The sequence below is a fragment of the Micromonospora sp. RTGN7 genome, from assembly GCF_033804645.1.
Taxonomy (GTDB): domain Bacteria; phylum Actinomycetota; class Actinomycetes; order Mycobacteriales; family Micromonosporaceae; genus Micromonospora.
The window spans coordinates 242,464-257,469 of record NZ_JAPZLF010000002.1; the positions used below are offsets into that span (position 1 = coordinate 242,464).

Below are 15,006 nucleotides of genomic sequence, written 5' to 3' on the forward strand. Positions count from 1 at the left end.
GAGCGCCCAGGGGTCAGCGGGCCGCCGACCGTGGATGACCGACCGGACAGCCGCGGTGACGAGGACGTGAGGAGCGGACGGATGGCAGTGCAGACCGGACTGGGCGAACCGCGCGGACCGTGGTTCGTCTCACCCGAGCTCGGCCCGGACGGGCGGGGCGGGTGGAACGGGTGGGACGTACCCGGTCGAGGGGGCGACGGTGGGCGGCGAGGCTGGCGAGGTCGGTTGCTGGCCGCAGCCGGCGTGGTCGCGCTCTCCACCCTCTCCGGCGCGGCGGCCGGGGCCTGGGTCGCCGGCCAGGTGGGCGTGCCGGGCCCGTCGGCGGCGTCTGCGGCGCCGGTGCCGGCCGAACTGGTGACCGCCGCCGAGCGGACCGTGCCGGGGGTGGTGTCGGTGCTGGTCGGAGGCGCCTCCGGCCCCTCGGCGACCGGCTCCGGGTTCGCCATCGACGACCAGCAGCACCTGATCACCAATGACCACATCCTGGCCAAGGGGCGCGGGGGAGAGGTGACGGTGGAGCTGCCGGACGGCCGGCGGTTCCCCGCCGAGGTGGTCGGCCGGGAGCCGGGCAGCGACCTGGCGGTGCTTCGGGTGCCCCCGGACGCTGGGCTGTCCCCGCTGCCGCTGGCCAAGCCCGGCGCCACCCGGGTCGGCGAACCGGTGCTCGCGGTCGGCTCCCCGCTCGGGCTCACCGGCACCGTCACCGCGGGCATCGTCAGCGCGCTCGACCGTCAGGTGCGGCTCGGCACCAACCGGCACCGGGCCGTGCAGACCGACGCGTCCATCAATCCGGGCAACTCCGGCGGCCCGCTGGTCAACGCCCGCGGTGAGGTGGTCGGGGTGAACACCGCGATCGCCACCATCGACGGCAGCGGCTCGATCGGCATCGGCTTCGCCATCCCGATCGACCAGGTGCAGCAGACCGCCGACACCATCATCGGCAAGGGCGGCTGAACTGCGCAAACGGGCGGGCGGAGGGGAGAATTGGCGGATCCCGGACGTGGGACCATCGCCCCACGGAAATGTCACCGGTGAGTATGGATACTGCCGAGGATGGAGCGAGCTCTCATCGCGGCCCTGCTGGTGGTGGGCCTGATCGTCGGATCCGCAGTCGGTTCCGCGTACGCGCGGGCGCGGCGCGGGTGGCGGGACTACCAGACCGCGCGGAACACCGTCCCCGGGGCGCGGCGCGCGGCCGTCGGGCTGATCTCGGCGGCCACCACGAAGATCGGCATGATCGCGCTGCTGCTCGTCGGCGCGGTCGCGTACGCCGCCGCCGGCCCGGACGACGACCGGGCCGGACCGGCCCCGGGCTCCTCGGCGACCCCGACGGCCACCCGTGGCGCCCGGGCGGGGCGCTAGCCTCGTGGCGTGGACGACGGACTGCGGGTGACCGACCGGCTGCTGCTGCCGGCAGCCGAGCTGCGCGAACGGTTCTCCCGTTCGTCGGGCCCCGGCGGGCAGGGGGTCAACACCACCGACTCGCGGGTGGAGCTGAGCTTCGACCTGGCCGGCTCGCCGAGCCTGCCGGAGTCGCTGCGCGCCCGGGCCCTGCAGCGCCTGGCCGGCCGGCTGGTCGACGGGGTGCTCACCGTCGCCGCGAGCGAACACCGGGCCCAGCTCGCCAATCGGGAGGCGGCCCGGGAACGGATGGCGGCGCTGCTGCGCGAGGCGGTGGCCCCGCCGCCCCCGCCGCGTCGCCCGACCCGCCCGTCGCGGGGTGCCAAGGAGCGCCGCCTCGCCGACAAGAAGCGCCAGTCCCAGCGCAAACGCGACCGCCGCACCGACGACGACTGACGTCGGTCTCCGCCCTGCGTCGATCCTCCGAACCGGGTAGTGCTCGCCGCTCCTAGGGGGCCAAGAAGGGGTGGTCGGGCGGCGTCGGCCGGCCCGGAGGCGATCCAGCCCGGCAACGGTCCGGTCCGGTGCCGATCGCGGCGGTCTGCCGCCAGGGGCGGGCGAAATGGCGGGCGGCGCGGAGGAGACCGGTCGTAGGGTTCCCGGACATGAGCACCGACCCGGCGAGCGATTTCTCCGTCAAGCCCACCCTCACCGGAGATCGCGTGGTCCTGCGCCCGTTCGTCGACGACGACGTGGCGGCCCTCCGCGCCGCCATAGCCGACCCCGAAGCCCGCCGGTTGACCGGCAGCCCGCCCGAGGAATTCGACGAGCGGCGGCTGCGCGACTGGTACGGCAGTCGTAACGCGCAGACGGACCGGCTCGACCTCGCGGTGGTCGACCGGGCCACCGGTGGCTGCGTCGGCGAGGTCGTCCTCAACGACTGGGACGGGTGGAACCGCGCCTGCAACTTCCGCACCCTGTTCGCCGCGGCCGGCCGGAACCGAGGGCTGGGCACTGAGGCGGTGCGGCTGGTCGTCGGGTACGGCTTCGAGCGGCTCGGCCTGCACCGGATCTCGCTGGAGGTGTTCGCCCTCAACCCTCGGGCCCGGCGGGTCTACGAGAAGGTCGGCTTCGTCGCCGAGGGGGTGCTGCGCCAGGTGCTGCGCGACGGCGACGACTGGGTGGACGCCACGGTGATGTCGATCCTCGCCCCCGAGTGGGCCGCGCATCGTGGCCACCCCTGACCCGGGCCACGACGGCCCGCGTCGAGCCCCCGGCCGGGCCCGCGCCGGTGGGCGACCCCGGCGCGGCCGGAGGCCGGTATGCGGGAGGCCGTTGAGGGACGGGCGGCGATCTGATGGAATAGCCCTGGGAGCAACCGGGCCGTCACCGACCGCACGACGTCACGTGACAGGAGTCCCTTCACCATGCTCCGAAGGCCAATCGTTGCGCCCCTGCTCGCTGCCCTGGCAGCGGCCTCCCTCACCCTCCTGATCGGGCTGGTCGCCGCCGCGCCCACCCTCCCCGCGACCGCCGCGCCGGCCGCCGCCGCGCCGGTACGGATCATGCCGCTCGGCGACTCGATCACCGGCTCGCCCGGTTGCTGGCGGTCCATCCTGTGGAACCGCCTCCAGTCCACCGGCCACCCGAACATCGACTTCGTCGGCACCCTCGGCCCGCAGGGCTGCGGGCAGCCGTACGACGGCGACAACGAGGGCCACGGCGGGTACCTGGTGACGAACGTCGCCAACCAGAATTTGCTGCCCGGCTGGCTCTCCGCCACCCAGCCGGACATCGTGCTCATGCACTTCGCCACCAACGACGTGTGGAGCAACATCGCGCCGGCGACCATCCTGGCGGCGTACTCGAAGCTGGTGGACCAGATGCGGGCCAGCAACCCGGCGATGCGGGTGATCGTCGCGAAGATCATTCCGATGGCACCGGCGAGCTGCGCCGAGTGCGGGCAGCGGGTGGTCGCGTTCAACAGCGGGATCGACGGCTGGGCGGCGGGGAAGACCACGGCGCGGTCCCCGATCGTGGTCGTCGACCAGTGGACGGGCTTCAGCACCGCCACCGACACCTACGACGGGGTGCACCCCAACGCCGCCGGTGATCAGAAGATGTCCGACCGCTGGTACCCGGCGCTGGTAGCCGCCCTCTCCACCCCCACCCCCACCCCCACGGGAACCCCCACGCCCACCCCGACGGCCACGCCGACCCCCACCGCCACGCCGACGGTGAGCCCCACTTCCGGGGGCGGCTGCGCGGCCGTCTACCGGACCGTCGGGCAGTGGCAGGGCGGCTTCCAGGGCGAGGTGACCGTCCGCAACACCGGCACCGTCCGGACCGCAGGCTGGACGGTCGGCCTCACCCTCGGCGACGGCCAGCGAATCAGCCAGGCGTGGAACGCCGAGCTGACCCAGACCGGCGGCGCTGTCACCGCCCGCAACGTGAGTTGGAACGGGGCGCTCGCCCCCGGGGCGGAGGCCACCTTCGGCTTCCTCGGCAGCACCACCGGCACGCCCACCGTCCCCACCCCGAGCTGCACGGCGAGCTGAGTTCAGGGCGGGCTGAGTAGGGCCCCTTCTCCACCGGAGACGGTGAGCAGGGGCCCTACCCTCAGCCCAGCTCGGCGAGCAGGCGGGCGCGCAGCGCCCCGGCCCGCTCGGCGAAGCCGCGTTGCGCGGCGGCGTACTCCGCGCGGCCCTCCGGCGTCTCCACCCGCACCGGCGGGTACCCGAGCGCCGCGAGGTCGTACGGGCTGGCCCGCATGTCCAGCGCGCGGATCTCCCGGGCCAGCGCGAAGCAGTCGGCCACCAGTTCGGAGCAGACCAGCGGGGAGAGCTTGTACGCCCACTTGTAGAGGTCCATGTTGGCGTGCAGACAGCCCGGCTGCTCCAGGTCGTGTTGGCTCTCCCGGGTCGGGGCGAGCAGGTTCAGCGGCCGGGCCGGCGCGGTGAAGAACCGGTACGCGTCGAAGTGGCTGCACCGCACGCCCCGTTCCTCGACGACGGCGGCGGTCTCCGCCGGGAGCAGCCGCAGCGGCCACGCGTTGTGGCGTACCTCCTCCTGGGTCTGCCGGTAGACCATCGCCCACTCGTGCATCCCGAAGCAGCCCAGGTGTGCCGGTCGACCGGCGGTCGCCGCGAGCAGGTCGCGGATCCAGTCGACCGAGCCGGCCCGCCGGGCGCGTACCAGATCGGTGTCGAGGGTGAGCCCGGCGGCGGTGGCGCGGTAGTCGCGGCCGAACTCGGCCGGATCCGCGTCGCGCAGCACCACTCCCGCGCCGGGGTGCCAACGGCGCAGCTGGGCGGGACGGTGCGAGTAATAGGTGAAGAGGAAGTCCTCCACCGGGTGCTTCGCGCCGGTGCGGCGGCGGGCCAGGTGCGGGGTCAGCCACCCGTCGGCCCGCTCCTCGTGGGCCCGCCGCCGGGCCTTCCAGTGGGCCAGGTCGAGCGGCGCGGCGGGGGCGAAGGCGGCGGTCACCGAACCAGCGTACGACCGCCGCCCGCCCCTCGGCCCGGGCGTCAGGGCACGTCGACCCGGACCCCGGCGGAGAACACCCCGCTGCGCAGCTCCAACTGCTGCGGCTGGGCCGTGCCGTCGACGGTGAACACCAGCGGCAGCACCATCCGGGCACCCGCGGCGAGTGGCTGGGAGAACACGTCCCGCCCTTCGTTGGCCAGTCGGGTGGCGGTCTCGTCGGTGCTGACCCAGGTGCCGTTCGGCAGGTACGCCCGCTGCATCTGGCCGTGCCAGGTCTGCTGCTGTTCGCTGACGTTGCGGACCCCGACGGTGGCCTGGCACTGCCGGCCCGCGGCGACCGACGTCGGCGGGCAGGCGACCCGGTAGACGGTGAACTCCAGCGCCTGCTCGCGCAGCGGCACGCCGACCACCCCTGTCGCGCTCCGCCCCACCCAGGCGCCGCTGGTCGGCTGCCTGGTCGTGGTGTCGATCGCGGCGACCCGCTGGGTGGCGGTCACCGCCGCCGCGAGGACCACCCCGGCCAGGACCGCTACGGCCGCACCGACCACCAGCCACACCGGCGGTTTGCGGCGGCGGGTCGCGGTCGTCGGCGTGGCCGACCGGGGGTACACGGTGCCCCGGTCACCCGCCGCCGACATGCCGGCCTCGGCCATCCCTACTGTCCCGGTGGCCTCGGCGGTGCCGGCCGGTGCGGCGGCGGCCCGGCGCCGCCGCCGCTGCCACCACCAGAGCCCGCCGAGGGTGAGCAGGAGGACCCCGGCCAGCGCGGCGAGCAGCGCCGGGGGTTGACGCCACGCCGGCGCCGCGGTGACCTCGGTCCCCGGCGCCGAGGCCTTCCAGGTCGCGGTCGCGCAGTCGTACGGCCGATCGCCGTTGCTGGTGAAGGCACAGGCCGGCGCGGTCAGCGGGCGGCCCGGCGCGGCGGCGGTGAGCGCGGTGTGCAGCGTCGTAGTGCTCCGGGCGGGCAGGCTGAGCTGCCAGCTCACCTCCGTGGTGCTCGCCGAGCGGGTGGCCCGCCCCCCGGGGGTGATCCAGGTCGCGGACGTCCCGGCCGGCAGTTCCTGGCGCACCGTGGTGGCTACCGGCAGACTCCCGGTGTTGCGGACCTGCACCTGGTAGCCCGGCGAGGGCGTGCCGGCCGGGGTGACCGCCACCTTCACCACCGATGGCGCGCCCCGGGTCGGCACCACCACCGACGGCGAGACCAGCGGTGGCGGCGCCGGACCCGCCGGCGTCGAACCCGTCGCGGGGTCCGTGGGTGTCGGGGTCGGCGTGGCCGCAGCCGGCCGGACCACCACCGGCGGCGGCGTGATCGCCGCCTCGGGTGCCGCCGCGGGCAGTGCCGGCACAGCGGCGAGAATGCCGAGACAGTGTACGAACACTGCGAGGGCCCTGTGGTGTCGTGTCGATGCAGGCATACGAACGCACCTCCGGTAGCCGACGCTAGGGGCGGTGACACGTCGTGCGGGTACGAAGCCGCGAAGTCGGCCCGCGGCGAGGACGGACGACGTACGCTGTCGCGCCGCCGGGGCCACTTTCCGGCGCGGCGGCGCGTCCCCTCGACGCCTCCGGGCTGGTTCCGGCCGCTCCCGATGTGCCGCCGACGCGGCCGCGCTCCCGCGACGGGGCTAGATTGGCCTGGTGCGTATCGCTCGTTTCGCTCATGCCAAGGGAATGTCGTTCGGGGTCGTCGAGGGCGAGCTGGAGGCGGGCCCACAGGCCCTCACCATCGCCGAGATCGAGGGCCACCCGTTCGGTCAGCTCCAGTTCAACGGCGCCCGGTGGGCGCTCTCCGATGTCCGGCTACTCTCCCCGATCCTGCCCAGCAAGGTGGTCTGCGTCGGCCGCAACTACGCCGAGCACGCCGCGGAGCAGGGCAGCGAGGTGCCCAAGGAGCCGCTGCTCTTCCTCAAGCCGTCCACCTCGGTGATCGGGCCCCGGGACGCCATCCGGCTGCCGATCTTCTCTAAGCAGGTCGAGCACGAGGCCGAGCTGGCGGTCGTGATCGGGGTGCAGGGGGCGCGCCGCGCCGACCGGGCCGCCGCCGCGCGGGCCATCTTCGGCTACACCTGCGCCAACGACGTCAGCGCCCGGGACCTGCAGCGCTCCGACGGGCAGTGGACCCGGGCCAAGGGCTTCGACTCGTTCTGCCCCATCGGCCCCTGGATCACCACCGATCTGGACGTCACCGACCTGGAGATCCGGTGCGAGGTGGGCCGCAATCCGGAGGAGATGGAGGTGCGGCAGCTGGGCCGGACCCGGGACATGGTCTTCGACGTCCCGGCCCTGGTGTCGTACGTCTCGCACGTGATGACGCTGCTGCCCGGCGACGTGGTGCTCACCGGCACCCCGGCGGGGGTTAGCCCGATCGTGGCGGGGGATACCGTCACGGTGAGTATCGAGGGGATCGGGGAGCTGACCAACCAGGTGGTTCCGGTCGGCTGACTCGTCGGGAGCCCGAGCCGCAGCTCAGCACCGGTCTCGGGCCCCCGATTTGGTCTTGCCCGGTCGGGGAGGGTAAAGTCTCTCTCCGGTGCCGCAAGGCGCTGAACGGCACCGCGAGGTGCCAATGGGGTATGGGGTAATTGGCAGCCCAACTGATTCTGGTTCAGTTAGTCTAGGTTCGAGTCCTGGTACCCCAGCAATCGGCGTTCGCGAGAACGTCGATAGCTGGATCCCGCCGGAGAGCGCTCCGATCGCCCGCAAGGGGGCCGGAAAGATCTCTGGTAGTGTTCGGCTGCACCGCCCGCAAGGGCCGGTGCGGAGGAAAAGGTTCTGGCCCCGTCGTCTAGTGGCCCAGGACGCCGCCCTCTCAAGGCGGTAGCGCCGGTTCGAATCCGGTCGGGGCTACAGTTTGTCCAGCCCGTCTCACTTCGGTGAGGCGGGCTGTTTCGCATCCGGGGTCGGTCGTCCGGGGCCAGACGCGGGCGTTGCGGACTCGCCCGGAATCGCGGCGTTGCAGGGCCTGCCCGGAGTTGCGCTCGTGGTCGCGGTGCTCGTGATGGACCGCCCACCCCCTGCGCAGCCTGCCCGGGGCACGTCGCTAGACTACAGCGGCGTCGTCCGCATAGGGCGGCGAAGCAGAAAAGTTCTGGCCCCGTCGTCTAGTGGCCCAGGACGCCGCCCTCTCAAGGCGGTAGCGCCGGTTCGAATCCGGTCGGGGCTACAAACACACCACCCGAAGCCCGTCTCACTCCGCTGAGACGGGCTTCCCCCATTCCGACCCCCACCCCTGGGGCCCGGGGTGGGGGGGGGGTTAGAGACCGGAGAGGCGTTGGCCGGCCCGGACCACGGCCATGGCGTGGCGTTCGCCGGGGCGGCGGCCGAGGCGCTCGATGGGGCCCGAGATGCTGATCGAGGCGATCACCCGCCCGGTGCGGTCGCGGATCGGGGCGGAGACGCTCGCCACACCCGCCTCCCGTTCGGCGACGCTCTGCGCCCAGCCGCGCCGGCGCACCTCCGCGAGGGTGCGACCGGTGAACTTCGACCGGGGCAGCAGCGGCATCACCGCCTCCGGCGGCTCCCAGGCCAGCAGGATCTGCGCCGCCGAACCGGCGGTCATCGGCAGCACCGAGCCCACCGGGACGGTGTCCCGCAGGCCGCTGGCCCGCTCGGCGGCGGCCACGCAGATCCGCTCGTCGGCGCGGCGCAGGTAGAGCTGGGCGCTCTCCCCGGTGGCGTCGCGCAGCGCGGCCAGCAGCGGCTCCGCCGCCGTCAGCAGCACGTCCGGCGCGGCGTTGGCGAGCTCACCGAGCCGGGGGCCGGGGCGCCAGCGGCCCTGGGTGTCCCGGACCAACATCCGGTGGATCTCCAGCGCCTGCGCCAGCCGGTGCGCGGTGGCCCGGGGCAGCTTGGTGCGTTCAACGAGTTCGGCCAGGCTGGCGCCGTCGACGCAGGCGGCCAGGATGACCACCGCCTTGTCGAGGACGCCAACACCGCTCATACTGTGTCCCACAAGCCGAAACTTACCTCCCAGAATTTAGGATGTCCAGATGGTGGGAGTCACTCGATCGAGGACCCTGGCCGAGAAGGTCTGGGACGCACACATCGTCCGGTCTGCCGAGGGCGAACCGGACCTGCTCTACATCGACCTGCACCTGCTGCACGAGGTCACCAGTCCGCAGGCCTTCGACGGGCTGCGGCTCGCCGGCCGCCCCGTGCGCCGTACCGACCTCACGCTCGCGACCGAGGACCACAACACCCCGACGGGGTACGCGGATCCGGCGTTCCAGCAGCGGCGCGGCGACCTGCTCACGATCGCGGACCCCACCTCCCGCACCCAGATCGAGACGCTGCGCCGCAACTGCGCCGAGTTCGGTGTGCGGCTGCACCCCCTCGGCGACGCCAACCAGGGCATCGTGCACGTCATCGGCCCGCAGCTCGGCGTCACCCAGCCCGGCATGACGATCGTCTGTGGCGATTCGCACACTGCGACCCACGGGGCCTTCGGTGCCCTCGCGTTCGGCATCGGCACCAGTGAGGTCGAGCACGTGCTCGCCACCCAGACGCTGACGCAGAGCCGGCCGAAGACGATGGCCGTGAACGTCACCGGTCAGCTCGGCCCCGGCGTCACCGCGAAGGACCTGGTGCTCGCCCTGATCACCCAGGTCGGCACCGGCGGCGGGCGCGGGCACATCGTGGAGTACCGGGGCGAGGCGATCCGCGCGCTGTCCATGGAGGGGCGGATGACCGTCGCCAACATGTCGATCGAGTGGGGTGCCAAGGCCGGCATGATCGCGCCGGACGAGACCACCTTCGCGTACCTCAAGGGACGGCCGAACGCCCCGCAGGGAGCCGATTGGGACGCGGCGGTCGACCACTGGCGGACGCTGCCCACCGACGCGGGGGCGACCTTCGACGCCGAGGTGACCCTCGACGCCACCCGGGTCACGCCGTTCGTCACCTGGGGCACCAACCCGGGCCAGGGCGCCCCGCTGAGCGCGACCGTGCCGGACCCGGACGCGTTCGGCACCGACGGCGAGCGGGTCGCGGCCCGCCGGGCCCTGGAGTACATGGACCTCGCGCCCGGCACCCCGCTGCGCGACCTCTCCGTCGACGTGGTCTTCGTCGGCTCCTGCACCAACGGCCGGCTGGAGGACCTCCGCGCCGCCGCCGACGTGCTGCGCGGGCGCCGGGTCGCCGACGGGGTACGGATGCTCGTGGTCCCCGGCTCCGCCGCCGTCCGGGAGGCCGCCGAGGCCGAAGGGCTGGACAGGGTCTTCTCCGATGCCGGGGCCGAGTGGCGGTTCGCCGGCTGCTCGATGTGCCTGGGCATGAACCCGGACACGCTTTCCCCGGGTGAGCGATCCGCCTCGACCTCCAACCGCAACTTCGAGGGCCGCCAGGGCCGGGGCGGACGTACCCACCTGGTGTCCCCGCCGGTCGCCGCCGCCACCGCCGTGGTCGGCCGACTGGCCGCCCCCGCCGACCTGTAGAAGGGCAGCCACGACAGATGGACAAGTTCACCGTGCACACCGGCACCGCCGTGCCGCTGCGCCGTTCCAACGTGGACACCGATCAGATCATCCCCGCCGTGTACCTCAAGCGGGTGACTCGTACCGGATTCGCCGACGGGCTGTTCAACGCCTGGCGTGAGGACCCCTCATTCGTGTTGAACGATGCGTCGTATTCCGGGGCTTCGATTCTTGTGGCCGGCCCGGAGTTCGGCACGGGATCGTCCCGGGAGCACGCCGTGTGGGCGCTGCGGGACTGGGGGTTCCGGGCGGTGGTCTCGCCTCGGTTCGGCGACATCTTCCGCGGCAACGCCCTCAAGGAGGGGCTGCTGCCGGTCGAGTTGGAATTGAGCGCCGTCGAGGATCTGTGGCGCCTCGTCGAGTCCGACCCCACCACCGCCGTCACCGTCGACCTGAGCTCCCGCGAAATCCGGGCCGGGGATGCCACCTGGTCGTTCCCCCTCGACGACTTCAGCCGCTGGCGGCTGATGGAGGGGTTGGATGACATTGGACTCACGCTCCGCCACGAGGCCGACATCACCGCCTACGAGCGCGGTCGACGGCCCTTCCTGCCCGCCGTGGCATAGCCGTACGCCCGATCCGGCATCGGTTTTCGCCCCCACCGGCGCGCTCGGTGGGGGTGAATCCGTTACGACACAAGGCCTTTTTTCGACCGAATGTTTGTGTCCAGGCAGCACAGGGCATACCGTGCGCGCAGAATGGCTCGCGTCGAGTCAGTTGCACAATCGGGAGGAAGTCGTGAACAAGGCCGAGCTCATCGAGGCCCTCGCCGTTCGCCTGGGGGACCGGAAGACGGCGACGGCCGCGCTCGACGCGGTTCTCGCTGAGGTCCAGGCGACGGTCACCAAGGGCGAGAAGGTGGCAATCACCGGATTCGGAGCGTTCGAGAAGCGCGTCCGAGGAGCCCGAACAGCGCGCAACCCGCGGACCGGCGAGGCGGTGAAGGTCAAGAAGACATCCGTCCCTACCTTCCGGCCCGGCGCCGGGTTCAAGGAGATGGTGGCCAGCGGCAAGGTGCCGAAGGCCACGGCGGCGGCGAAGAAGACCGCCACGGCCGCCGCCAAGACCACGGCCACCAAGACCACGGCCGCCAAGGCGACCGGTGCCAAGACGACCGGTGCGAAGGCCACGACGGCCAAGGCAGCGGGCACCAAGGCCACCGGCACGAAGGCCACCGGCACCAAGGCTGCGGGCACCAAGGCCACCGGCACGAAGGCTGCGGGCACGAAGGCCACGACGGCCAAGGCAGCGGGTACGAAGGCCACCGGTGCCAAGGCCACCGCCGCGACGAAGAAGGTGGCACCGGCCAAGGCGACCAAGACGGTGACGGCCAAGGCCGCCACCAAGAAGTCTGCCCCCGCGAAGAAGTCCGTGGCGGCGACCAAGTCGACCACGGCGAAGAAGACCACCGCGGCGGCGACCAAGAGCGCGGCGGCCAAGAAGGCGCCAGCGAAGAAGTCTCCGGCCAAGAAGGCGGCTACCAAGCGCTGACCGGCCGAACCTTCGGAAGGGGCGCCCACCGGACCGGTGGGCGCCCCTTTTGCGCGTCGCCATACGGGCTCCGGTCGGTCCGCGACGCGTTCAGGGGCGCCACGGACGGCCGGGGCCGTTGACCGACGGCGTGCGGCGCGCGCAGAATCGCCGGACCCCCTCCCCGGTCGGCGAAAGGCAGCCCATGCGCTACCGCCACCTCCACACCGCCACGCTCGCCCTGGGCATCGTCGTCCTGACCGACGTGCTGCGGGTCTTCCTACCGTCGGTCATCACCATCTTCGGGCAGGCCGCGGCGACCCCCGCTGAGCTGCTGGGAGCGTTCGCGCTCGGCTGGTTCGTGCTCGCCCTGGCCTTCCCGGCGCTGGTCCGTCGAATCGGCGCCCGCCCGGTCACGCTCGTCGCCGCCGTGGCGCTGGCCGGCGTACGGCTCGCCCTCACCGCCGCCCCGGGCGGTCGGGCGCAACTCTGGCTGGCCACCGCCGGCCTGATCGCCGGGCTGCTCTGGCTGGCCGGCACCGCCGCCGCCACCGACCGGCCGGTTCCCGGGCTGGCGCTGGGGCTGGTCCTCGGCGCGGTCGTGCACGCCTCGCTCGGCACGTACGACCTGGTCTGGAGGAGTGGCTGGGCCGGGTGGGCCGGCAGCATCGTCCTCGTGGGGCTCCTCCTGGCCGGGACGGCCCGCCCAGCGCCGTCGGCGGAACCGTGCGGCGGTGCCCGCGCGTGGCTGCTCGCCGGCCCGGCGCTGCTGTTGACCGGGATGGTGGCGCTCTCCCCGGCGGTGGCGGCGAGCGCGTCCTCCTACTGGCGCGGGCCCGGTGACGGGCTCGCCGCGCCGCCGGACGCCGGTGACGTCCCAGGACTGCTCGGTCTGGCCGTCGCTCTCTTCCTGTTCTCCGCGCTGGCCCGGCCACCCCGCGGATACGCGCGGCTGTACGGCCCGCTGACGCTGGTGGCGGGGGCGGCACTGTTCGCCGTCGGTGAGCCCGGTGGGCTGGCACCAGCGGTCCTGCTGACCGCCGTCGGCACCGGGGCCTGCCTGCGCCTCACCGAAACCGCCCCGACCGCCACCATTGTTCCAACCGTCGCTGTCCCGCCCGTCGCCGCTCCGCCCGTCGCTGTCCCGGCCGCAGCCGTCCCGGCAGCCATTTCTCCGGCCGCCGCCGGTGTTTCGGGTGCGGTCACAGCCGTCCCGGGTGTCGTCGACACGTCAGCCGGATCCGCCGTCCCCGTCGGTACGCCCCCCGCCCGGTCGGCCCTTGCGGCGGTGCTGGGCATGCTGCTCTTCGCCGTCGCCGCCGTCGCCTACTACGCCGCCTACGACCTCGGCTACCCCAACGCGGCGGTGCCGGTCGTCGTGGCCGGCCTCGTGGCAGTGGTGTCCGTCGTGGGCGGTCTCCGGGGTGGAACGGCCGAGCGGCGAACGGGCTCGCGACTGGGGCCGCTGCGTGTCGCCGGTGTCGCCGCCCTGATCACCTTCGTCGCGGCGGGGCTGCCCTCCGATGTCCTGTCCCCGGGCCGGCCTGACGGACCGCCCGGCAACGTCCGGGTGGTGGCGTACAACGTCCGGATGGGGTTCGGGATGGAGGGGCGGTTCGACCCGGACGGACTGGCCCGGGTGGTCGCTGCCGAGCGGCCCGACGTGGTGCTGCTGAGCGAGGTGGACCGCGGCTGGCTGCTCAACGGCGGCCACGACACCCTCACCCTGCTCGCGGCGCGGCTGCACATGCCGTACGTCTTCGCGCCCGCCGCCGACCCGCTCTGGGGTGACGCGGTGCTCAGCCGGTTCCCGGTGGAGTCGGCCCGGACCGTGGAGTTGGCGGCCCTCGGCGCGCCCACCGGCGCCCAGGCGCTCGGCGTCACCGTCGACCTCGGCGGCGGCGCGCTCCTGGCGGTGGTCGCCACCCACCTGCAACCGCCGCCCGGGCGGGAGCCGGTGGCGCAGGCCCGCGCCGTGGCGGGGTTCGCCCTGCGGTACGCCGCCGGCCGGCCCCTCGTGGTCGCCGGGGACCTGAACACCGAGCCGGGCGCCCCGGCATACGCGGAGTTCACCCGCGTCGGGCTGGTGGACGCGCTCGCCGCAGCCCGGCCCCTGCCCACCAGCCCGGCCGACGACCCACGCCAGCAGATCGACCACGTCCTGGTCTCACCGGGCGTGCTGGCCGGTGGGCCCGTGGCGCCGCGCAGCACCGCCTCCGACCACCTGCCGGTGGCCGTCACCCTCATCCTGCCGCCCACCGCCGCCGGCTGACACCTGCCCGCCGAGGGCTGATGGATAGGGGAACCCTTCTCTACCGAAGGCGTGGAGAAGGTGCCCTTCCTTACAGGCGGTCGGTGGTGAGGAGGCGGTCGGCGGCGAACGCGAGCAGCCAGCCGCCGCCCTTCGCCGTGGTGAAGTCGTCGGCGCGGCCGGTGAGGCGTTCCAATGCCCCGATGATCACGTTGCCCTGGCTGCACACCCCGGCCGAGCCCCCCGCGGCGGCCAGTTCGGCGAGACAGGCCGCGGCGGCCAACGCCCGCTCGTGGAGGTCCTGGCCGGGTTGCGGCTCGTCGAGGTCACCGGCCACCTCGATCGGCAGGTCCAACAGGGCCGCCGCCGGGTCCAGGGTCTGCACACAGCGGCGGGCCGAGGCCGACAGCAGCCGGGCCGGGTGGAGCAGAGCCACCAGGGGCGCCAGGAGATGCGCCTGGGCCCAGCCGGTGTCGTCGAGAGGGCGGCCCGTGTCCGGGCCCGACCAGGTGCCGCGCTTTCCCGCTTCGGCGTGCCGGACCAGCATCATGGTCGCGGTGACCGGGGGCAGGCCCGCGAACGTGGCCAGCACCTCGGCGTCGTGCGGGTAGTTGACCAGGCGTACCGCCTCCTCGACGGGTAGCCAGCGGATGTCGTCGACCTCGGTGTCGGGCTGGAAGCCGCCCTCGGCCACCGCCCGCAGGGACCAGTAGTCGACCACCTTCGGTCGGCCCTCGCTGCGGTACTTCACGGTGGGCAGCCGTACCTGCGGCACCGCCCGGACGTCGGCCTCCTCGGCGACCTCCCGGACGGCGGCCGTCAGCGGGTGCTCGCCCGCCTCCAGCTTGCCCTTGGGCAGCGACCAGTCGCCGTACCGGGGGCGGTGCACCAGGCAGACCAGCACCCCATCCCCGTCCGGGCGCCAGACCACCCCGCCCGCCGCCCGGATCACTTGTTCCCGCTCCGACATTCGCCCAGCCTAGG

14 protein-coding genes and 3 tRNA genes are annotated in these 15,006 nt (G+C 73.5%); 13 read left to right on the forward strand and 4 right to left on the reverse strand.

Translation table 11 applies throughout. The features are described from left to right. The first annotated feature begins 81 nt into the window (after positions 1-81). The 5 genes from SNR22_RS04395 to SNR22_RS04415 all read left to right on the forward strand — a co-directional run bounded on the left by SNR22_RS04395 (position 82) and on the right by SNR22_RS04415 (position 3,899). Positions 82-954, forward strand: coding sequence for a S1C family serine protease (locus SNR22_RS04395; RefSeq protein WP_320065143.1), 873 nt, complete (start codon positions 82-84; stop codon positions 952-954). A gap of 99 nt (positions 955-1,053) precedes the next feature. Then, positions 1,054-1,362 (forward strand): hypothetical protein, encoded by a 309-nt coding sequence (locus SNR22_RS04400; protein ID WP_320065144.1) that lies wholly within the window; start codon positions 1,054-1,056, stop codon positions 1,360-1,362. A 9-nt stretch (positions 1,363-1,371) separates the two neighbouring features. Beyond that, positions 1,372-1,797, forward strand: coding sequence for an alternative ribosome rescue aminoacyl-tRNA hydrolase ArfB (gene arfB / locus SNR22_RS04405; RefSeq protein WP_320065145.1), 426 nt, complete (start codon positions 1,372-1,374; stop codon positions 1,795-1,797). Positions 1,798-2,006: 209 nt separating this feature from the next. Continuing rightward, a complete protein-coding gene (locus SNR22_RS04410) occupies positions 2,007-2,585 on the forward strand; it encodes a GNAT family protein (protein WP_320065146.1) in 579 nt (192 codons plus the stop codon). Between the two features lie 183 nt (positions 2,586-2,768). Next, complete coding sequence (locus SNR22_RS04415; RefSeq protein WP_320065147.1) at positions 2,769-3,899, forward strand: cellulose binding domain-containing protein; 1,131 nt, start codon at positions 2,769-2,771, stop codon at positions 3,897-3,899. A gap of 61 nt (positions 3,900-3,960) precedes the next feature. Here SNR22_RS04415 and SNR22_RS04420 read toward each other — a convergent pair whose 3' ends face one another. Both SNR22_RS04420 and SNR22_RS04425 read right to left on the reverse strand, forming a co-directional pair. Then, positions 3,961-4,827, reverse strand: coding sequence for a 3-methyladenine DNA glycosylase (locus SNR22_RS04420; RefSeq protein ID WP_320065148.1), 867 nt, complete (start codon positions 4,825-4,827; stop codon positions 3,961-3,963). A gap of 41 nt (positions 4,828-4,868) precedes the next feature. Beyond that, positions 4,869-6,245: a hypothetical protein gene (locus tag SNR22_RS04425; protein WP_320065149.1), complete on the reverse strand. Its 1,377-nt coding sequence runs from the start codon at positions 6,243-6,245 to the stop codon at positions 4,869-4,871. A gap of 223 nt (positions 6,246-6,468) precedes the next feature. Here SNR22_RS04425 and SNR22_RS04430 point away from each other — a divergent pair, with 223 nt between their 5' ends. The 4 genes from SNR22_RS04430 to SNR22_RS04445 all read left to right on the forward strand — a co-directional run bounded on the left by SNR22_RS04430 (position 6,469) and on the right by SNR22_RS04445 (position 7,993). Beyond that, on the forward strand, positions 6,469-7,272 hold the full coding sequence (locus SNR22_RS04430; protein WP_320065150.1) for a fumarylacetoacetate hydrolase family protein: 804 nt from the start codon (positions 6,469-6,471) through the stop codon (positions 7,270-7,272). Positions 7,273-7,397: 125 nt separating this feature from the next. Next, positions 7,398-7,469: transfer RNA gene (locus tag SNR22_RS04435), tRNA-Gln, on the forward strand. A gap of 135 nt (positions 7,470-7,604) precedes the next feature. Continuing rightward, positions 7,605-7,677 (forward strand) — tRNA-Glu (locus SNR22_RS04440). Positions 7,678-7,920: 243 nt separating this feature from the next. Further along, positions 7,921-7,993, forward strand: a tRNA-Glu gene (locus tag SNR22_RS04445). Between the two features lie 90 nt (positions 7,994-8,083). On the opposite strand, the gene SNR22_RS04450 is transcribed toward SNR22_RS04445, so the two are convergent. Further along, the gene (locus SNR22_RS04450) at positions 8,084-8,770 is read right to left on the reverse strand and encodes an IclR family transcriptional regulator (protein WP_091671614.1); all 687 of its coding nucleotides are present in this window, start codon (positions 8,768-8,770) and stop codon (positions 8,084-8,086) included. A 49-nt stretch (positions 8,771-8,819) separates the two neighbouring features. Between SNR22_RS04450 and leuC the strand changes: the two genes are divergently transcribed. The 4 genes from leuC to SNR22_RS04470 all read left to right on the forward strand — a co-directional run bounded on the left by leuC (position 8,820) and on the right by SNR22_RS04470 (position 14,043). Next, positions 8,820-10,262, forward strand: coding sequence for a 3-isopropylmalate dehydratase large subunit (gene leuC, locus SNR22_RS04455; protein ID WP_320065151.1), 1,443 nt, complete (start codon positions 8,820-8,822; stop codon positions 10,260-10,262). Between the two features lie 17 nt (positions 10,263-10,279). Beyond that, positions 10,280-10,867 carry a 3-isopropylmalate dehydratase small subunit gene (leuD, locus tag SNR22_RS04460; RefSeq protein ID WP_320065152.1) on the forward strand — a complete coding sequence of 196 codons (588 nt, stop codon included), beginning with the start codon at positions 10,280-10,282 and terminating at the stop codon, positions 10,865-10,867. Positions 10,868-11,039: 172 nt separating this feature from the next. Then, a complete protein-coding gene (locus tag SNR22_RS04465; RefSeq protein ID WP_320065153.1) occupies positions 11,040-11,792 on the forward strand; it encodes an HU family DNA-binding protein in 753 nt (250 codons plus the stop codon). Between the two features lie 184 nt (positions 11,793-11,976). After that, positions 11,977-14,043 (forward strand): endonuclease/exonuclease/phosphatase family protein, encoded by a 2,067-nt coding sequence (locus tag SNR22_RS04470; RefSeq protein ID WP_320065154.1) that lies wholly within the window; start codon positions 11,977-11,979, stop codon positions 14,041-14,043. Positions 14,044-14,113: 70 nt separating this feature from the next. Here the strand turns inward: SNR22_RS04470 and SNR22_RS04475 are convergent, their stop codons facing one another. Further along, complete coding sequence (locus SNR22_RS04475) at positions 14,114-14,992, reverse strand: NUDIX hydrolase (RefSeq protein ID WP_320065155.1); 879 nt, start codon at positions 14,990-14,992, stop codon at positions 14,114-14,116. Positions 14,993-15,006: the final 14 nt, after the last annotated feature.